At 37.6% G+C, this 20,469-nt stretch carries 16 protein-coding genes; 9 read left to right on the forward strand and 7 right to left on the reverse strand.

What is annotated here, in order from left to right; genetic code table 11:
- Positions 1–3: 3 nt before the first annotated feature.
- Together PXG98_RS14625 and aroC are read right to left on the reverse strand one after the other, a co-directional pair.
- Positions 4–1,341 (reverse strand): dicarboxylate/amino acid:cation symporter, encoded by a 1,338-nt coding sequence (locus tag PXG98_RS14625; RefSeq protein ID WP_276392278.1) that lies wholly within the window; start codon positions 1,339–1,341, stop codon positions 4–6.
- A 58-nt stretch (positions 1,342–1,399) separates the two neighbouring features.
- Positions 1,400–2,464 (reverse strand): chorismate synthase, encoded by a 1,065-nt coding sequence (gene aroC, locus PXG98_RS14630; protein WP_276392280.1) that lies wholly within the window; start codon positions 2,462–2,464, stop codon positions 1,400–1,402.
- A 227-nt stretch (positions 2,465–2,691) separates the two neighbouring features.
- Here aroC and PXG98_RS14635 point away from each other — a divergent pair, with 227 nt between their 5' ends.
- Complete coding sequence (locus PXG98_RS14635; protein WP_276392282.1) at positions 2,692–3,519, forward strand: UDP-2,3-diacylglucosamine diphosphatase; 828 nt, start codon at positions 2,692–2,694, stop codon at positions 3,517–3,519.
- A gap of 7 nt (positions 3,520–3,526) precedes the next feature.
- On the opposite strand, the gene PXG98_RS14640 is transcribed toward PXG98_RS14635, so the two are convergent.
- Positions 3,527–6,436, reverse strand: a complete 2,910-nt coding sequence (locus PXG98_RS14640; RefSeq protein ID WP_276392284.1) for an FAD-binding and (Fe-S)-binding domain-containing protein — start codon at positions 6,434–6,436, stop codon at positions 3,527–3,529.
- An 89-nt stretch (positions 6,437–6,525) separates the two neighbouring features.
- Here PXG98_RS14640 and PXG98_RS14645 point away from each other — a divergent pair, with 89 nt between their 5' ends.
- Positions 6,526–7,032 (forward strand): hypothetical protein, encoded by a 507-nt coding sequence (locus PXG98_RS14645; RefSeq protein WP_276392286.1) that lies wholly within the window; start codon positions 6,526–6,528, stop codon positions 7,030–7,032.
- Between the two features lie 100 nt (positions 7,033–7,132).
- The gene (locus PXG98_RS14650; RefSeq protein WP_276392289.1) at positions 7,133–8,242 is read left to right on the forward strand and encodes a TlpA disulfide reductase family protein; all 1,110 of its coding nucleotides are present in this window, start codon (positions 7,133–7,135) and stop codon (positions 8,240–8,242) included.
- A gap of 56 nt (positions 8,243–8,298) precedes the next feature.
- Here PXG98_RS14650 and PXG98_RS14655 read toward each other — a convergent pair whose 3' ends face one another.
- Both PXG98_RS14655 and PXG98_RS14660 read right to left on the reverse strand, forming a co-directional pair.
- Positions 8,299–9,945: an LVIVD repeat-containing protein gene (locus tag PXG98_RS14655; protein WP_276392291.1), complete on the reverse strand. Its 1,647-nt coding sequence runs from the start codon at positions 9,943–9,945 to the stop codon at positions 8,299–8,301.
- A gap of 159 nt (positions 9,946–10,104) precedes the next feature.
- Positions 10,105–10,752 (reverse strand): rhomboid family intramembrane serine protease, encoded by a 648-nt coding sequence (locus PXG98_RS14660; RefSeq protein WP_276392292.1) that lies wholly within the window; start codon positions 10,750–10,752, stop codon positions 10,105–10,107.
- Positions 10,753–10,809: 57 nt separating this feature from the next.
- Between PXG98_RS14660 and PXG98_RS14665 the strand changes: the two genes are divergently transcribed.
- Complete coding sequence (locus tag PXG98_RS14665; protein ID WP_276392293.1) at positions 10,810–11,697, forward strand: lysophospholipid acyltransferase family protein; 888 nt, start codon at positions 10,810–10,812, stop codon at positions 11,695–11,697.
- Positions 11,698–11,715: 18 nt separating this feature from the next.
- Here the strand turns inward: PXG98_RS14665 and glmM are convergent, their stop codons facing one another.
- Positions 11,716–13,104: a phosphoglucosamine mutase gene (glmM, locus tag PXG98_RS14670; protein ID WP_276392295.1), complete on the reverse strand. Its 1,389-nt coding sequence runs from the start codon at positions 13,102–13,104 to the stop codon at positions 11,716–11,718.
- 94 nt (positions 13,105–13,198) lie between these two features.
- On the opposite strand from glmM, the gene PXG98_RS14675 reads away from it, so the two are divergent.
- Together PXG98_RS14675 and ggt are read left to right on the forward strand one after the other, a co-directional pair.
- On the forward strand, positions 13,199–13,789 hold the full coding sequence (locus tag PXG98_RS14675) for an acyl carrier protein phosphodiesterase (RefSeq protein ID WP_276392297.1): 591 nt from the start codon (positions 13,199–13,201) through the stop codon (positions 13,787–13,789).
- Positions 13,780–15,462, forward strand: coding sequence for a gamma-glutamyltransferase (ggt, locus tag PXG98_RS14680; protein WP_276392299.1), 1,683 nt, complete (start codon positions 13,780–13,782; stop codon positions 15,460–15,462). The genes PXG98_RS14675 and ggt overlap by 10 nt, the downstream gene beginning before the upstream one ends.
- On the opposite strand, the gene PXG98_RS14685 is transcribed toward ggt, so the two are convergent.
- Positions 15,459–16,214 carry an XRE family transcriptional regulator gene (locus PXG98_RS14685; RefSeq protein WP_276392763.1) on the reverse strand — a complete coding sequence of 252 codons (756 nt, stop codon included), beginning with the start codon at positions 16,212–16,214 and terminating at the stop codon, positions 15,459–15,461. The two genes, ggt and PXG98_RS14685, sit on opposite strands and share 4 nt — an antisense overlap.
- Positions 16,215–16,400: 186 nt before the next feature.
- Here PXG98_RS14685 and PXG98_RS14690 point away from each other — a divergent pair, with 186 nt between their 5' ends.
- From PXG98_RS14690 to uvrA, 3 genes are all read left to right on the forward strand, one after another.
- The gene (locus PXG98_RS14690; RefSeq protein WP_276392301.1) at positions 16,401–16,580 is read left to right on the forward strand and encodes a hypothetical protein; all 180 of its coding nucleotides are present in this window, start codon (positions 16,401–16,403) and stop codon (positions 16,578–16,580) included.
- A gap of 5 nt (positions 16,581–16,585) precedes the next feature.
- Positions 16,586–17,350: a TIGR03915 family putative DNA repair protein gene (locus PXG98_RS14695; protein WP_276392303.1), complete on the forward strand. Its 765-nt coding sequence runs from the start codon at positions 16,586–16,588 to the stop codon at positions 17,348–17,350.
- Positions 17,351–17,590: 240 nt separating this feature from the next.
- Positions 17,591–20,455: an excinuclease ABC subunit UvrA gene (uvrA, locus tag PXG98_RS14700; protein WP_276392765.1), complete on the forward strand. Its 2,865-nt coding sequence runs from the start codon at positions 17,591–17,593 to the stop codon at positions 20,453–20,455.
- Positions 20,456–20,469: the final 14 nt, after the last annotated feature.

Genomic DNA, 20,469 nt, shown 5'->3' on the forward strand with positions numbered 1-20,469 from the left:
TTTCTATTTTTTTGGTTTTTTAATCTCATCATAAAAATCGTCCCATTCTTCCACATGGGGCTCTCCTAATTTACCAACAGACTTCGCGACAACCATGGAAACCGTAGCATCACCAGTAACATTAATAATAGTCCTGCACATATCCAAGGGTCTGTCTACAGCAAATATCAAGGCTAGGCCAATTGCCAGTTTGTCGGCAGGAAAACCAATAGACTCTAAAACAATAACCAACATAACCATTCCGGCACCAGGAACGGCGGCAGAGCCTATGGAGGCCAACAGGGCGGTTAAAACAATCGTCAATTGTCCGGCTAAGCTAAGATCAAAGTCTAGCGCCTGTGCTATAAAAACTGCTGCCACGCCCTGATAAAGACTAGTCCCGTCCATATTAATTGTAGCCCCAACAGGCAATACAAAACTGGAAACCTCTTTGTCTACACCTATATGCTCCTCTACCCTTTCCATTGTGACGGGAAGTGTAGCCGCACTGGAACTTGTTGAAAAAGCAAGGAGTTGTGCCGGACTTATCTCCTTTAGAAACCAAAACGGATTTTTCTTTGTATAAACAGCGACAACCAAGGCATAGAATACTATCATAAAAAACAGCCCAACAACCACTACCCCTGCGTATTTCAAGAGGGCTACAAGTAAATCCGGATCGCCAGAGGATACAACAACATTTGCTAAAAGAGCAAAAACTGCATAAGGTGCAGTTAGCATAATTAAATCTACCATTTTTAAGACTACATCATTTAGCGCATCGAAAAAGTCCTTCAAAGGTTTTGCTCTCTTCTCTCCTATGAGCAACATGGAGATTCCTAAGAAAATTGTAAAAAAGATAACCTGGAGCATTAAGCTATTGTTTCCTAAAGCATTAAATGCGTTGTCGGGAACCATATCTTCCAAAAACTGTAAAGGTCCCCTTTCTTTCTGTTTGGAGGCTTCCTCAATTTTAGAGGTAACTCCGCTATCCGAGGCATATGTTTCTGTCAATCTTGAAATAGTATCTTCCGAAATACCTTCTCCGGGCTGTAAAGTATTAACCAATACCAGTCCGATAGTAATAGCGATTACAGTAGTTACAATATATATACCAATTGTTCTGAGGCCAATATTGCGAAATCTCGATATATCTTTTAAATCAGATATTCCTTTTACCAAGGAAGCCAAAATAAGCGGAATGGCTATTAGTTTTAGGAGTTTCACAAAAATAGTCCCAAAAGGATTTATCCAATCTTGAACAAAACCCCTGCCCCACTCCGGATACGTCATTACAAAACCAAAAAGCAAGCCACATAGCATTCCTATAAGGATTTGCCAGTGCAATTCTAATTTCCTCATGTACTAAAATTTTCGCTAGAAAGATACTATTTTGATATTAGAACCGCTAGCAACGGTCCTATATTTTCGATTTCTGATTTATAAGTATAAAATCTGCCAGAACTAATGCCGCCATCGCTTCTACAATAGGCACTGCTCTGGGGACTACACAGGGATCATGCCTGCCTTTTCCTTTAGTCTTAACCATACCCCCGTCTTTACTGAGTGTTTCGTAGGCTTGGATGATAGTGGCGACTGGCTTAAAAGCCACATTGAAGTAAATGTCCATTCCATTGCTGATGCCGCCTTGAATGCCTCCGCTAAAATTAGTTGAAGTAGTTCCGTCTTCCTTAAATTGATCATTGTGTGCACTACCCCGCATGGTGACACCCTGGAAACCACTACCGTATTCAAATCCCTTTACAGCGTTGATAGACAGCATAGCTTTCCCTAATTGTGCGTGAAGCTTATCAAATACTGGTTCTCCTAAACCAATAGGAACCCCTTTAATAACGCAACTTATTATTCCTCCTACAGTGTCGCCTTCCTTTTTTACCTCTTTTATGTACGCCTCCATTTTTTTTGCCATCTGAGCGTCTGGGCACCTAACGGGGTTTGACTCTGTTAGCGACAAATCCAATTCTTGGTAAGGAATATCCATCCTTAAACTCCCAACCTGTGATACGTAGGCGTTAATGGAAATATTCTTTAAAAACTGTTTAGCAATTGCACCAGCAACAACTCTACTAGCTGTTTCTCTTGCAGAACTTCTACCCCCACCTCTATAATCTCTTAGCCCGTATTTCTTTTCATAGACATAGTCTGCATGAGAAGGTCTGTAAGAATCTTTAATATGGGAATAGTCTTTCGACTTCTGATTGGTATTGTAAATGGCAAAACCTATGGGCGTACCAGTAGTCTTACCCTCAAATATTCCAGAATAAAATGTAACCGTATCTGGCTCTTTACGTTGGGTTACAATGGCTGACTGTCCTGGTCTACGCCTGTCTAATTCGCCTTGTATGTCTTCAAGTTTTAAATCAATTCCAGCAGGACAACCATCTATAACACCGCCGATTGCAACTCCATGAGATTCTCCAAAAGTTGTGAGCCTAAAAACATCTCCAAAAATATTACCTGCCATTCTAATATATATTAGTATAAATTCAAAACGAGTGCTTTCTCCAATAAAGATTTCAAAGATAGATTTTATATAATGGGAATCCAAAACGCAACTCCACTTAATCTTGGCGTAACATATACTTAAAATTTGATATAAAAGTTAACAATTTAAATATCTAGATATCACTATTATTTAAAGAATAATTATACCATTAGGTCTAATTTTGTTGGCTATAGAAAAACAGCCCCTTGAGAAAAAGAGCATTAGACATTGTTGTAATTTCAGATGTTAATCTAGGTCATGACCTATGCCATTCCAATGAACTTAAAGCATATTTGAGCAGTATAAGACCTAAACGTCTAATCCTAAATGGCGACTTTATCTATAATACCTCTGGTTCCAAACGCAATTTCTCAGCTATAGAAATCGGAATTATTAAGAAACTCATAGATATGGCCTCCAATGGAACAGAGATAATCTATATCAGTGGAGAGAAAGATGATTTAGGTACAAAACATAAACACCTCAACCTAAACAGTTTTAATTTCAAGAGAGAGGTAGTCCTCGATATTGATGGGAAAAAGGCCTGGTTTGTCCACGGGGATACATTAAACCCTTTTAATACCTTAAACAAATGGCTTTTCGGTTTAGGAAGTTTGGGAATGCAGTTAAAGCGACTTGTGAATCGCATTAAAGATAAGTTTAGCAAAGGCTTAGAAGGTTTAAATAAAGAGTTTAGCAACTTTAATTCCAATATAATTGATAAGTTCGAAAGAGGTCTTACCCTTTTTGCCATTGACAAGGGTTATTCATTTGTAATCTGTGGGCACACGCATCGTCCAAAGAAGGAAATCTTAGAAACAAAAAAGGGTAAATGCACTTATTTAAACTCGGGAGATTGGATAACCAATTTAACTGCCTTGGAATATACTTTTCGCCGTTGGAAAATTTACAACTACTCGCACGATAAACTAAGTCCTTTTTTCGCTGATGAAGACTTAAAAAAAATGGAGGTTAACGAGCTATTTTCCAAATGGGTAAAATCTACCGAAAAAAAACAAAAAAACCATAAATAGGCCTATTTCAGGTCTTTAAGGCTGCTCTTAAAATACTTATAGGGTGTAATGCTTTTCGTTGAGTACCATCTAAAATCTGATGTCGACAACTCGTGCCATTAGCCGCAATTATTACTTCGCTGCCCGCTTTATTAACAGCAGGAAACAGCCTTTGGCTTCCAACCTTCATGCTGGTTTCATAATGTTCCTTTTCGTATCCGAAAGAACCAGCCATACCGCAACATCCAGAATTTATTATACTAACTTTATAGTTCGACGGTAGATTTAGAATATCGAAAGTTACTTTAGAATCGGACAAAGCCTTTTGATGGCAATGAATGTGTATTTTTACTTCGGCAGTCTTATCGGTAAACAAGTCTGCACCAATAGAACCATTGCGGATCTCAGTTGCAAAAAACTCTTCTATTAAAAAGCATACCTCTGCAATCTTATAAACCTTTTCCTCTTCTAGCTTAAATCTTTTGTACTCATCTCTAAAGGATAATATGGCTGAGGGTTCAATGCCAAGCACAGGGATATTCTGCTCAGCAAAGGCATGTATTTTTTCTATGTTTTTTTTGGCCAAGTCCCTCGCTTGCTTTAAAAATCCCTTAGAAATAAAGGTTCGACCACTTTCTAAATATACCAGCTCTATCTCATATCCCAGAAAGACAAGTAAATCAATTGCATCTTTGCCTACAGTTGTGTCCATATAACGAGTAAACTCATCTATAAGTAAAACCACCTTTTCTCTGCTAGGTTTAGTTCGCTGACATTTACGTAAGTAAGCATCAAAGTTGAAGGATGAAACCAAAGGGATAGATCTACGAGAGGCAATACCTGTTATTCTCTTGATTATTGAAGCGGTCAAGTCTGTTTTATAAAGTAAATTGGAAACAGACGCCAACTTGCTTGCCATAGCATTACTCTTCGTAGAATAGGCAAAAAGCTTATTGCGAAAAGAATACCCATTAGTTTCCTGAAACTGATATAAAAATTCTGATTTTAGGGCTGCGACATCTACATTACTAGGACATTCACTGGCGCAAGCCTTGCAACTAAGACATAGTGAAAAGGCTTCTTTCAATTCTTCAGAATTAAATCTATTATCCTCGCTTGAATTGGTTAAAACTTCTCTGAGAACATTGGCACGGCCTCTGGTGGTATGCTTTTCTTCTTTAGTGGCATGGTAACTAGGGCACATAGCGCCTGCAGATAAATGAGTCTTTCTACAATCTCCACTCCCATTACATTTCTCAGCTGCTTTTAGAATACCCTCGCTATCAGAAAAATCTAAAAGTGTATCTATAGCTGGTTCTTTCCTATCTACCACATACCTTAAAGATTTATCCATGGGAAACGCATCAATTATTTTTCCTGGATTAAAGGTGTTTAGAGGGTCAAAAAAAGACTTTACTTTTTTTAAGAGCGAATAATTCTCTTCCCCGAGCATTAGAGGTATAAACTCTGCTCTAACTATTCCATCCCCATGTTCTCCGCTAAAAGAACCTCCATATTTCTTTGTTAAATGAGCAACTTTTGTAGTTATTTCCCTAAAGAGAACCACATCGGTGGAACGCTTTAAATTCAGTATTGGCCTTAAATGAAGTTCTCCGGCACCCGCATGTGCGTAGTAAACAGCATCTTGTCCAAACTGCCTCATAATCTCTGTAAACTCCATTATAAAGGCTTCCAAATCTTCAAGTGCAACGGCAGTATCCTCAATACAAGCCACAGCTTTTCTGTCGCCAACCATATTTCCCAAAAGGCCTAAACCAGCTTTTCGCAGAACAATAGCTTTATTAATATCGTCTCCGTATAGTATGGGTTGGGCATAACTTAAGCCAGAATCTTCAACAGTTTGGAGCAATTCTTGGATTTGCAGCTTTAGATTGTCTTCCGTACTCGCCTTTAATTCTAACATTAATAGAGCCGCCGGGTCGCCTTCAACAAAGAAACGATTGGCCAACTGTTCCTTATTATTTAAAGTGCAATCTAAAATAACCTTATCCATCATCTCGCATAAATGCAAGTTATGCTGCATTACTGGCACCACATCCTTAAGAGAATCTTCAAGAGTCTTATAATGGGTAACTACCATTGCCGAAAAGACCGGAGGAGTCGGATCTAACTGCAAAGTAATCTCTGTTGTAAAAGCCAGAGTTCCTTCACTACCACTCAGTAGTTTACACAAATTGATATGATCTTCTTCTCCATCAAAAAGGCTGCTATGAAGTAACTCATCAACAGCATATCCGGTATTTCTTCTATGTATAGTCCTTTTAGGAAAACCTTCTTTTATTGCATTCTGTACCTGGGGCTTACTCAATTCCTCATATAAATTTCTGTAAATTTCTCCCTCCAGAGACTTTAGTTTCATTTTCTCTTTATACTCCGAAGGAGTCAACGCTTTAAAAACTACCTGGGAACCGTCCGATAAAATAGTTTTTAATTCTAATACCTTATCTCTGGTAACCCCATAACGAATAGAGGTGGTTCCACTAGAATTATTTCCTACCATTCCCCCAATCATACATCGATTAGACGTCGAGGTATTCGGTCCAAAAAACAAACCACTACTTTCTAAATAGGTGTTGAGCTCATCCCTAATAACCCCCGGTTGAACCTTGATGGTTTTCTTTTCCTTGTCTAACGATAATATTTCAGTCATATAACGGGAGACATCTACCACTAAGCCATCACCTACACACTGACCAGCCAGTGATGTACCTGCAGTTCGCGGAATTAAGCCAATGCTATTCTTATGTGAAAAGCGCACCAATTTTTGAATATCTTCTTCATCTTTTGGAAACGCAACCCCAATGGGCATTTTTCTATATACAGAAGCGTCAGTTGCATATAAGGCTTTTGAGATGTTGTCGAACTCCAAACCACCTTTAAATTGATCTTTGAGGTCTTTAAAAATATTTTTATCCAATGGAACGCAATTTTTAAGCTGAAAAACAAGTTTCTTATGAAACGCTAATTTTATTATTCAAAGTTAAGCCTAATCTAAAAACAAAACATATGAAACCAATACGTATTGTTTTAATTCTGCATCTTTTTGTCTTTACAGGCATAAACGCACAAGAAATCTCCGATAACACCTTAGGACTACGACTAGGAGACAGTGATGGATTTGGTGCTGAAATCTCCTACCAAAGGCTAATAACAAGAAGCACACGCTTAGAATTTAATCTAGGTTGGCGGGATAGCCGGGAATACGATGCCTTTAAAATTTCTGGTCTTTACCAATGGGTCCGACCAATTTCAGGAAATTTCAATTGGTATTTTGGTGCCGGGGTTGGTTTAGGAAGTGCCAGTTTTGAGCCCATACCAATTAATGGCGGGTTTTTTACCCCAGAGGGAGGCTTTTTTGCATTTATGGCCGGTGATATTGGTGTAGAATATAATTTTGATATACCCCTGCTACTCTCCTTCGATATCAGACCTGAAATCGGAATGGTTGGTTATGGTGATTTCGACGATAATTTCGACTTTGACATTGCTTTGGGACTTCGATATCAGTTTTAATTTGTCTGTTATAGCATAAGACAATGCCTTAACATAACCTTAGGGCAACAGCTTTTTTTATTCTGTTATATAATGGTACATTTGCGCAACTTATTTAAAAATGATGAAGCGACTTAGTATTATTATTCTGATTTTAACAGCCTTTGCAGGCTGTAATTCTTCCACCGATGGATTTAGCCTCAAAGGGACTTTAAAAGGTGATGTTGCAAACGGCACAGAGGTCTTCTTACGCAAAACGGATGCTAACAACCAACTTATAGACATTGATACGGCCCTTGTAGATAATGGAAGCTTTATATTTAAGGGTTCCGCAGAAGGTCCTGAGCTAGCTTACTTGTTTATTTCAAATGTAAATGGAAATATTCCAGTAATATTGGAGAATGGAAGTATTAAGGTAAGTGCTCAAAAGGATAGTTTAGGATTTGCTCTTACAAAAGGAACACCTCAAAATGAGATGTTTTCTGATTTTTTAACAGAGACAAGAATCTGGGGCAGAAAGGCAAGATCTATGACGAAAGAGATGACCATTGCCGTTAATAGCAGGGATAGTGTAACCATGAATGCCCTGCGTGATGAATATTTTGAACTTCAGCAAGAGTCCAGGGATTTTGAGCTAAAATATGCTAGAGAAAATCCTAATGCTCTTATTTCGGCCTTAATTTTAGACAAGGTATATACTTCCAAAGTTATTTCTGAGACAGAGGTTCAAGAAATCTATGATGGTTTTACACCTTTAATAAAAGAATCGGCTGTTGGAAAGAATATTAAACTGCGTTTAACCAAAAGTGAGACAACTAGAATTGGTGGGAAAGCCCCTAATTTTACAGGGCCAACCCCGGATGGAGGCCAATTGGCATTATATGATGTTTTAGGCAAAGTGACCATCCTTGATTTCTGGGCTGCCTGGTGCAAACCATGTAGGGCAGAAAATCCTAATATTGTTAAGGTGTACAATAAATACCATGAGAAAGGATTAAATATAATTGGAGTATCTCTAGACAGACGTGCAGAAGATTGGAAAAAAGCAATAGCTGATGACGGTCTAGTATGGAATCACGTATCTAATGTAGATTATTTCGACGAGATAGCCTCTATGTATAATGTCACTGCTATACCGGCTGCTTTTATTTTGGATGAAAACGGGACTATAATCGCAAAAGACTTAAGGGGTCAGGCGCTAGAAACTAAAATAGCCGAACTATTAGATTAGGATAAAAGATTAAAAACAAAAAAAGCCCTTGCATTTCTGCAAGGGCTTTTTTATATCTAAAACTTATTTCTTATATCTTCAAATTCACCAGTAATAGTAACATTACCATTTCTAATCACCCTACCGAAAATATTTATTTTAGAATCTGTGCCTAAAAACTCTAGTGTAGATCCGTTGTCTAACACTAAATCTCCATAGATAGTTACGTCTCCTTCAATAGTTAGCTTAGCATCTTGGTTTACGACAAGATTTCTTCTCCTGTTATTACGAGCAATTACCATGGTACCAGATATGGCTAAAGAAGCATTATTTTTTATGGTTACTGTTTGACGCACCGTCCAAGAACCACACAGAAGAAGCTCTCCGCTTACAGTAAAATTATTGAATCTTTTTGAACCACTATAAGCCGCTTGTTGTCCCTGACTTATATTTAAATTGGCGCTTCCAGAATACCTAGGTGTGTTTTCACAGGCCGTCTCCAGGCTAGCAGACGGACGGTTTAATTTAATAATCTGTAAACCTTCCAAACCTGATGCAGCAAAAATATAGTCTCCTTTTGAAGCCACATAATTAATTGATCCTTCTAATTCGATTACCCCTACCGGAGTAGCCGAAATATCACCTTCTTCCGACAAACAAAGGCCGGCTCCACCATTTGCCATTAATAAGATTCCGTCATTAGCTGCCACTGCATTAGTAACTACATCCGCTTGGTCTACGCCATCAGGATTAATTAAAATTGGAATATATTCTAACAAGCTTCCTGAAGAATAGCTGTAAACACCAGCACCTTTGGCAGCTTCTGATACAATTATTCTATCCCCACTAAAATCAATAATTCTTTTAGTTGAGTTACCAAGGTCGGTTCCAATCGGAATTTCCTTCATAATTTCGTAATTAGGACCCAAGACGGAAACACCTTTGCCAGCATCTAAGACAGCAATATTTCCATTATTATAAGACAGAGACCTTAGGTCGGCAAATGGAAGTTCGTTTTCAATACTTAAATCCGTTTGATTATAGACGGTTAAAGAACCTTCTTTACCACTAGTAACATGAACCTTCCCTTGTTCTATAAAAACATCATTAGCATTGTAACCTTGTTGAAATCCATATTTAATACCAGAACCAAGGTCAAACCTGCCATTTACAGCAGATAATTTGGCTACAAAACTATTGGAAGTAGCTGTTACGGAAGTTTCTGCATCTACTCCACCAACTGCATATACATAACCATTTTCATAATAAATCGCATTAATGTCTGCATTTAAATAAAAAAGACGTGAGGTTAACCTAGGACTAAAAGGATTGCTGATATTTATTATATCTAAGGCTCCGAAATAATCTTCTCCCGCAGTATTGTAAGAAACATAGGCGTAATTGCCTTCTACATAGACGTGTGAAGCGGTAAGGTTATCTCGTCCCTGGTAGGTAGGCGAATTTACTTGCGCAACCAAGGTTAAGGGAAAGTCACCTGCCGGTCTATCTTTGGAAGTTCGGTATAGTTTATTAGAAAGTGCCTCTTCTTCAAAAATATCTAACACTCCCGATTTGTTGTAAGAAATACTCCCTTCTAATTTGGCTTCGTTATTCTCTACTACAACATCTTCCTGAAGATCGTCTTGAAAGACTGTAGTTTCATCGGAACAACCATTTATAATGGTCGCAACAATAGCTAAGGAAAACAATAATTTTCTAGACATAAGTAGGATTTAATAATATTGGGCATAGCAATAACGGTAAAACTTTAAAAAAGGTATTTAAAATGGGCAATATTTTCGACGAAATGCACAAAATAGGACAAATATCCTACGCAATATTCTGTAATATAGTAGAGTTTTTACTTACAAATAAGCAGGATTTTAAATCTTTCCAAGCTTTTCAAGTATAAATAGAAGTACAATTGGTAAGGCCAAAATAAAGACCATAAAAGGGTCAGAGGTAAGCAGGCTGGGTTTAAAAAGGAGGGTAGTAACATAACCCCCAATTGCTCCACCAAAGTGAGCAGTATGACCAATATTACCCAAACGCTTTTTCATACCATAAATAGAATAAAGCATATAAGCCAGACCCAAAAGATAAGCAGGTATTGGAATGGGAATAAACATAATGCCCAAGCGCATATCGGGCTGTAGTAATATTGCCGCATAAAGAACACCAGTAACCGCACCACTTGCCCCAACAGCACTGTAAAAGGGTTCGTCTTTATGAAAAAACAGTGCCAAGAGGCTACCCGCAAGAAGACTAACTATATAAATAATAAGAAAACGTTCCCAGCCAAACCAATTAATAACTACATCGGCAAAGAAAAATAGGGTAAACATATTCATAAAAAGATGGGAAATATCTACATGGAGAAAACCAGAAGTAAACATTCTTTCTCTCTGCCCACTCTTTATTGGCCCAATGGCAAATTTATACCTATCAAAAAAAATGACATCATTAAAACCCCTTAGGGAAATTAAAACATTCGTAGCTATTACGGCAATGGTGGCCAAATGCATATTCATAAAAGGATGGTTTAGTAAAGCGTTAAATATAGTTATATTTGCCTAATTTCTTAACGAATGCAATTACTGGTATTTATTTTTGCTTATCCATTTTTATGGCTTATCTCGATCTTACCACATAAGCTATTCTATCTTTTTTCGGATATTATTTTTCTTGCAGTTTATTATCTAATTGGATATCGAAAAAAAGTAGTCTTCGATAATCTAACCTTAGCTTTTCCTGATAAGACCGATGAAGAGAAAAAGCAAATCCGGAAAGAATTTTATAAACATATGTGCGATATGTTTTTAGAGACCATAAGAACCATGAGCATCAAGGAAGAAAGTCTCAAAAAACAGTACTTGTTACCAAATATTGATCTTTTATTGGAATACGAGAAAGAAAGGAGTGTTTTAGTACTTTTTGCACATTACGGAAACTGGGAGTGGAGTATAATTGTAAACAGATTTGTAAAATCGAAGGGGTACGCTGTTTATCAAAAGATCGGTAATGTTTATTTTGATCGACTGATTAAAAAAATCAGAGCCACTTGGAATACAACTCCAATATCACAAAAAGAAACCGTAATTACCATGATGCGAAACTTTAAGTCGGGCGTAAAGGGTATTTATGGTATCGTTAGTGATCAGTCCCCTCAGGTAGAAAGGGCCCAATACTGGACTGAATTTATGGGGATAAAGGTTCCTGTATATAACAGTCCGGAAATATTGGCAAGGAAGTTTGATCATTCCGTGGTCTTTGCCAAAGTAACCAAATTGAGCAGAGGCCATTATTGCACTACGTTTATCCCTATTGCCAAAGAAGGATCCCTAACAACTGAAAATGAAATAACGGAAACCTTTTTACGTCTCTCAGAAGAAGAGATACGTGAGAATCCCCAGTATTATTTATGGACACATAAAAGATGGAAACATAGAGATAAGGCTCCTAAAACATTCCAATAACTGAATCTATCCACATTCTTAAATTCCACTTACCTCTCTTATTTCCTCCATTATTTTATCCGCCAACGTATCGGCCTCTTTTTGAGTTTCGGCCTCCGTATATACTCGGATTATAGGTTCGGTGTTCGATTTTCTCAGATGTACCCAGTTGGCTTTAAAGTCTACTTTAACCCCGTCTATCGTAGATACTTGTTCTTGGCTATACTTAATGGCCATTTTTTCTAAAATTGCATCTACGTCTAACTCGGGAGTAAGTTCTATTTTCTTTTTACTCATAAAATAGCTGGGGTAACTATTTCTCAGCTCTAAAACACTTCCGCCTCTTTCGGCCATGAGCATTAAAAAAAGTGCTGTACCTACCAAAGAATCTCTCCCATAATGACTTTCCGGATATATAATTCCGCCATTACCTTCTCCTCCTATTATCGCCTTGGTCTTTTTCATCTCTATGACAACATTCACTTCCCCAACAGCAGCGGCTTTATAAGTGCCTCCATGTTTTTCGGTTATATCTCTCAATGCCCTTGAGGAAGACAAGTTTGAAACGGTATTTCCGGGTGTTTTACCCAATACATAGTCCGCACAGGCCACTAGGGTGTATTCTTCTCCAAACATAGAACCGTCATTACAAATAAAGGCTAACCGGTCTACATCCGGGTCTACCACAATACCAAAATCTGCATTTTCTTTCACCACTTTCTCACAGATAGCTCCCAGATGCTCTTTTAGCGGTTCAGGATTATGGGGGAAATGTCCGGTAGGTTCGCAGTAAAGTTTAACTACTTCCACTCCAAATTCTTCCAGTAGTTTTGGTATAGCTATACCACCGGTAGAATTAACACCATCTACTACTACTTTAAAATTAGCCTTCTTTACAGTTTCCGCATTAATAAGAGGAAGGCTTAACACATGATCTATATGAATATCTATGTAAGCATCGTTCTCGGTAATTATTCCCAAATCATCAATTTCAGCAAAATTAAATCTCTCTTCTTCTGCTATTTTAAGAATAAGTGCTCCCTCCTTGGCATTTAAAAACTCCCCTTTCTCATTCAAAAGTTTTAGAGCATTCCATTGTTTAGGGTTATGGCTGGCCGTTAATATAATACCGCCATCTGCCTCTTCCAGTGGAACCGCTATTTCCACCGTTGGTGTAGTTGACAAACCTAAATTCACAACCTCTATTCCTAGGCCAATCAGGGTAGACATTACTAAGTTCTGAATCATTTCCCCAGATAGGCGGGCATCTCTTCCTACCACCACTTTTAGCTTGTCTTTTTTTGCATATTCTTGCAACCACACGCCGTAGGCCGCAGCAAATTTCACCGTATCTAATGGAGTAAGATTATCATTCGTTACTCCCCCAATAGTTCCACGAATTCCAGAAATAGATTTTATTAAAGTCATGTTTTAGCTGTTTTCGATACAAATATACAGGTACAAATGATTCTACAAGAAAGGATATTGGTAAATTCCCATTTGAAAGTTATATTCGCTACGCATGAATTTTTTAGCACATATCTATTTGTCTTTTGACGACGATGAAATTAGTATCGGAAACTTTATTGCGGATAGTATTAAAGGAAACAAATACCATCATCTTCCACCAAAAGTGCAAAAAGGAATTTTATTACATAGAGATATAGATACCTTTACGGATGCCCATCCTACCCCTAGAAAAAGCAGTAAAAGACTTCATGAAAAATACGGGCATTATAGCCGAGTGATTGTAGATATTTTTTACGATCATTTTTTAGCCAAAAATTGGGAGATATATTCCAAAACCAGCTTGTCGCGTTTTGCAGATAATTTTTATGGCGTATTGGAAAGTAATTCCGAAATTTTACCCGAAAACACCTTAAAAATGATGCCTTACTTAATTCATGATAATTGGTTGCTTAGTTATGCAAGCTTAGATGGAATTTCAAGAGTGTTAGATGGAATGAATAGGAGAACCAAAAATAGAAGTAAAATGAATTTATCTATAAATGAGTTACAAGAGTTTTATTCCGATTTTGAGGCTGAATTCACCTCCTTTTTTGAAGAATTAATTATTTTTTCCAAACAAAAATTTATTTCATTATGCGAATAGTATTTATCCTGGGTTCACTTGTCCTTTTTATTAGTTGCGGACAAAAGAAAATACAACCAACCGGAGTCGTAAGCAAAAATGCTATGGTTGTTTCTGCGCGAGAAGAAGCATCTAAAATTGGATTAGAAATCCTAAAACAGGGAGGTAATGCTTTCGATGCTATGGTAGCCACAGAATTAGCCCTGGCAGTTGCTTATCCTTTTGCAGGGAATTTAGGTGGAGGCGGATTTATGGTATACCGAAAAAATGACGGGAGTATAGGTGCTCTGGATTACAGAGAGAAAGCCCCTATTGCAGCTAAGCGAGATATGTACTTAGACAGTCTGGGGAATGTCATCCCTGGTAAAAGTATTTATGGAGGGTTATCAATAGGAGTTCCTGGTACCATAGCAGGGGTTTTTGAGACGCACAGGGCATTTGGAAGTCTTCCTATTAAGGAGATAATTGCCCCGATTATCGAATTGGCTGAAACAGGAGTTGTTGTCACTAAAAAACAAGCGCTGAGACTCGAAAAATACAGAGAAGCAATTTTGAGAGAAACTGGGGAGCAGACACATTTTTACAACCAATGTATTGAAGGAGATACATTGAGGTATCAGGCCTTGGCAGAAACTCTAAAACAGATATCCAAAGAAGGTCTTGGTGGATTTTACGAAGGACCGGTAGCAGATAAATTAGTGGATTTTATTCAGGATAAAGGTGGAATAATTACAAAAAAAGACCTTTTAAGCTATAATGCTGCCTGGCGCCAACCGGTAGTTTTTAATTACAAAGATCTAAAGCTGATATCCATGAGCCCACCTAGTAGTGGAGGGGTTACTTTGTATCAAATGTTTAAAATGATGGAACCCTATAAACTGTCGGACTATGGTCATAATTCGCAGAAATATGTACAACTCTTTACAGAGGCAGCCAGACGGGCATATGCCGATAGAAATTACTTTTTGGGAGATCCGGATTTTGTAGATATTCCATTAGACGTTTTACTAACTAAGTCGTATGTTGAAAACCGAATGGATAACTTTAGTTTCGATAAAGCTACTTCTTCATCGGACATCGGGCATGGGCAAATTAAAATAATGGAAAGCCAAGAAACAACCCATTACAGCATAGTAGATAAAGAAGGAAATGCGGTATCGGTCACCACCACTTTAAATGGAGCTTATGGTTCTAAAATCTACTGCGATGAATTAGGTTTTTTCCTAAATAATGAAATGGACGATTTTAGCGCAAAACCTGGGGCGCCAAATATGTTTGGCCTTACTGGGGCAGAAGCCAATAGTATTGCTCCGGGAAAGCGGATGTTAAGTTCTATGACCCCCACCATTGTTGAAAAAGATGACCAACTCTATATGGTGGTAGGCTCCCCCGGGGGTTCAACCATAATCACGGCGGTGGCCCAAACCATTATGAACGTTTATGAATTTGACCTGAGCATGCAGGAGGCAGTTAATGCACCGCGATTGCATCATCAATGGAAGCCAGATTATATAATTTTTGAAACAGAGGGGTTTTCAGAAGATTTAAAAGATGGTCTTAAAAGTGTCGGCTATAAAATCAATACAGACCCCACGCCTATTTTGGGAAAAGTTGATGCGATTAAAGTCTTAGTCAATGGAAGTCTAGAAGGGGGCGCAGATAAAAGGGGTGACGATACTGCTGTTGGTTACTAAGAAGTTTTTAATTGATTCTTTAATTCTTCCATAGACTCTTGTAGTTGTTTTAAAAGTCCTTTTTCAGTAGTTGCATCTACACTAAAAGTAATTTTGCTACTCACCTGCCAGATTTCCTGAATGTCCTCTATTTTTATTTCGTAAGGAGGATAAATCTCGTTTAAGGAAATAAGGATTAACTTCTCGTTATTTGGATGTCTTTCTACTTTCTTAACTAAGACTGCGTCGTGTAAAACAACTACATACATTTTATTTAAACTTAATTCGTCTAAGCTTTCAACGGCTCTTGCCAATACCCATTCGCCTGGATGCAAATTAGGCAACATACTATCCCCTTCAATCTGGAAACCTCTATAAGAGGCGTTACGGAATTCTGGTATGGGAATATCAAAGGCTGGCAATTGTTTATACCAACTTGTATCTTGAATATTTTGTGGATAACCTGCAGCCGCTTTGGCATTTACAAGAACCATATTGTCGTTATCGGAAGAATCTACTGTAACCACTTTAGGGATTACACTATTTCCTGTGGAGTTTAAGTATTTATTATTACTATCACCGAATAGCCAGAGAGGATTTATTTTGAATTGCTTAAGCAACTCTACCACTATTTTACCGGAAAGTTTTGTTCTACCTCTTTCAATGTCTGCAGTGGTATTTGAAATACCAAGTATAGCAGCAAAGTCTGCCTGGGTATAGCCTAGGTCCCTTCTTACTTCTGTAAACCTTTTTATGGTCAGTTCATTTTCCATATAGTTCTTATTTAAGTGATAGAATACTATTTTCAGTGTTGCGTTATTTATACTACAGAAAACCACGCTTCCTGTTCTAAACATCCCAAAGATACACAATATGGCATATTTCCAAAATATATTATGGAATATTTCCATATTTAGGATATATTCCATATTTTTGGATATAATACAAAATTAACCAGGATGTTAGAACATATCATACATGAACAAATTGGACGATGGGCACTAGAAGGTTTAAGAGATAGCTCCTTATTAAAAAGCACCAAACGCTCTCCCTTTGGTGTAGTAAAACGAAGAGGGAGCAAGAAGAATGTGTCACAGACTGCACACACGGAAAACAAATCACAACTCTCCTTATTTTAATACCTATGGAAAAAGATATTTACTTAGTTTATGACGGAACTTTTAACGGATTTCTTACCGCTGTTTATATCGCCTTTGATAAGCAAATAGATGTTCGTGGTATTATTTGTAAAGAATTTCAGCAAAACCTGTTGTTTAGCGATAGTCAAATTATAATTACCAATATAGAATATGCCAAGAAAGTCTGGTACGGGGTTCATAAAATTAATCCTATAGCGATGAAGACCATCTATTTTGCTTTTCTCAGTGAAGCTGCTGATATGCCTCTTATCCTTTATAACTACATAAGAAAAATCGTTTTAAAAAAGAACGACCGCACAAATTTTCCAGAGGGTTCAGTATACAAAATTTATCATCTGGCCGAATTAGTAGAGAAAAAGAAAAGAAGAATAGAAAGTTCTTTAAAGCTACAAGCATCAAAAGACGGGGTCCTTTACGGTGTTCTTCAAGCAGAATATAACATTCTTCCCCTGTTAACTAAATTCTACAGATCTACTTTTAAAGAGAAAAATTGGTTGTTATATGACAGTGAAAGAAACTATGGCTTATACTACCATCAAAAGGGAGTTCAATTAGTTTCTTTTCATAAAAAGGACTTGGGCATTTCTAATTATTCTTCTTTCAATTTACAGACGGACAATACCCAAAAACTTAAGTGGGATTCATTTTTTAAAAATGAAGACATTAATGCACTGGTTTCCGGGCAATATCAAACGCATGCCTTAAACCCTAGTCAATTAACCTATGAACATGGCCGAGAAGCGGTTTAATTGTACTTACTAGAAGTTTCAGACACAATCGGCATGCCTCTAAATTCTTTAATCAAACTTTAAAAGGCTTTATTTTCTATTAATTATCATTTAATTAAGACAACTTTTTTTTAATTGGGCATCCTCTATATAGACAATTTGTTTTTGGCGGTTTAAAAAACATAATTTATGCTATTCGGGATACATGCTGCTTCAAAATTAGTTAGCAAAACCCTACCTTTGCAACTTTGTCCTTTTTTAATGATTAACTACGAAGAAAATATAGAAGTAAAAGGTGCCAGAGTGCACAACCTTAAAAATATTGATGTTACTATTCCACGAGAAAAACTTGTTGTGATTACAGGGCTTTCAGGTAGTGGAAAGTCGTCTTTAGCTTTTGATACCATATATGCAGAAGGCCAAAGAAGATATATTGAGACTTTTTCTGCCTACGCCAGGCAGTTTCTCGGAGGGTTAGAAAGGCCCGATGTAGACAAAATAGATGGCTTATCGCCTGTCATAGCCATAGAGCAAAAAACAACTTCCAAATCCCCGAGATCAACAGTCGGAACCATAACTGAAATTTATGATTTCCTAAGGTTACTTTTTGCCAGAGCCGGAGAAGCATATAGCTATGTAACTGAGGAAAAAATGGTCAGCTATAGCGATGAGCAAATTAGACTTCTAATTAGAGAGGCCTATGCCAATAAGAAGATTAATATTTTGGCGCCGGTTATCAAATCTCGAAAGGGCCACTATCGCGAACTTATTGAACAAATAGGAAAGCAAGGGTTTGTAAAGGTCAGGGTAGATGGTGATATTAGGGATATCACTAAGGGAATGAAAGTAGACCGATATAAGACCCACGATATAGAAATAGTCATTGACCGACTGAAAATTGATTCCTCGGAAAATCAAGATAAAAGACTGGCAGAATCCATTAATACAGGTATGTATCATGGAAATAATGTTCTCATGGTTCTAGAAGAAGGAGAGAATACTCCCAGGTATTTTAGTAGAGACCTTATGTGTCCAAGTTCTGGTATCTCTTACCCCAACCCAGAGCCAAATACCTTCTCCTTTAATTCTCCAAAAGGAATGTGTCCCAGTTGTAATGGACTAGGACATGTCTATGAAATAAATGAAGCAAAAATTTTTCCTAATAAAAAACTTTCTATAAAGGCAGGAGGCATTGCTCCTCTGGGGGAATATAAAAATACCTGGGCGTTTAAACAGTTAGATACTATTGGCAAGAGGTATGGTTTTGAACTTACAACGCCAATTAAGGATTTGTCCTCCGACGCAATTCAGTTAATTCTGAATGGCGGTTCCGAAAAATTCGAAGTAGACTCCAAAACCTTGGGGGTTAAAAGAAGCTACCATATAGACTATGAAGGGATAGCTAACTTTATTAAAAATCAGTATGAAGAATCTGGTTCCACAAGTTTAAAACGATGGGCTCGAGATTATATGGATAAACGCAGGTGTAGAAGTTGTGAAGGTAGCAGGCTTAAAAAAGAGTCTCTTTACTTTAAAATTGCAGATAAAAATATTGCCGAATTAAGCGAAATGGACATTGCTGAATTAGCTGTTTTCTTCCAAAATCTTGCCACCAAACTATCCGAGAATCAATTAAAAATAGCTAGTGAAATAAATAAGGAGATATCTACCAGACTTAACTTCCTATTGGATGTTGGTTTAGACTACCTTTCCTTAGCGCGAAGTTCTAAATCTCTTTCTGGAGGAGAGGCACAAAGAATAAGATTAGCCACGCAAATTGGGTCGCAATTAGTTGGGGTTCTGTATATTTTGGATGAGCCCAGTATTGGATTGCATCAAAGAGATAACAACCGTCTTATACAATCATTACAGGCCTTGAGAGACATTGGCAATTCTGTTATTGTTGTAGAGCACGATCGAGATATGATTGAAAATGCAGACCACGTAATAGATATTGGTCCCAAAGCCGGCAAACACGGAGGTGAAATAATTTCAGAAGGCATTCCACAAGAATTGATAGATCAACATACCCTCACAGCTCAATATATTACTGGTGAAAAAGCCATTCCTACACCTTCTAAAAGACGAAAGGGGAATGGAAAGAGTATAAGACTTGTGGGATGTACGGGAAATAATCTGAAAAATATAGATGTTACTTTACCGTTAGGTAAGATGTTGGCGGTAACCGGTGTTTCGGGCAGTGGTAAATCCACGCTAATTAACGAGACCCTTTACCCGATAATGAATGCCCACTACTTCAATGGAGTGAAAAAGCCAATGCCATACAGAAAAATATCTGGTCTGGAACATATAGATAAAGTGATCGATATAAACCAATCTCCCATAGGAAGAACTCCGAGATCTAATCCGGCAACCTATACTGGAGTTTTTGGAGAAATTCGTGCACTTTTTGCTAAAACCCCAGAAGCTGCGATAAGAGGTTATAAACCAGGCCGATTTAGTTTTAATGTAAAAGGTGGTAGGTGTGAAACCTGCCAGGGAGGAGGCTTAAGAGTTATCGAAATGAATTTTTTGCCGGATGTATATGTAGAATGTGAGACATGTTATGGCAAAAGATTTAACAGAGAGACCCTAGAAATAAGGTATAAGGGAAAGTCTATTGCGGATATTTTGGAAATGACTATTGATGAGGCGGTGGATTTCTTTGAGCATATTCCCAAGATAAATCGAAAGCTAACTACCATTAAAGATGTTGGTTTGGGTTATATCTCCTTAGGACAGCAATCTACTACCCTATCTGGCGGAGAGGCGCAAAGGGTTAAATTAGCTACTGAACTCTCTAAAAGAGATACCGGAAATACCTTTTATATTTTAGATGAACCAACTACTGGGTTACATTTTGAAGATATTAGAGTATTAATGGAAGTTTTGAATAAACTAGTAGATAAAGGCAATACCGTATTAGTAATTGAACATAATTTGGACGTAGTTAAGATGGCAGATTTCGTTATTGATATTGGTTATGAAGGTGGCCGAGGAGGTGGCATGATAGTTGCTCAGGGCACTCCAGAAGAAGTGGCCAAAGACAAAAAGAGTCATACTGCTATTTATCTTAAGAAGGAATTAGAGGCAAAAAAACCAGTACTGGCAATGCGTGCAGAATAGTTAAAGGGTAAAAA

Origin of the sequence: Eudoraea chungangensis (assembly GCF_029360665.1) — a bacterium.
Lineage (GTDB): Bacteria > Bacteroidota > Bacteroidia > Flavobacteriales > Flavobacteriaceae > Eudoraea > Eudoraea chungangensis.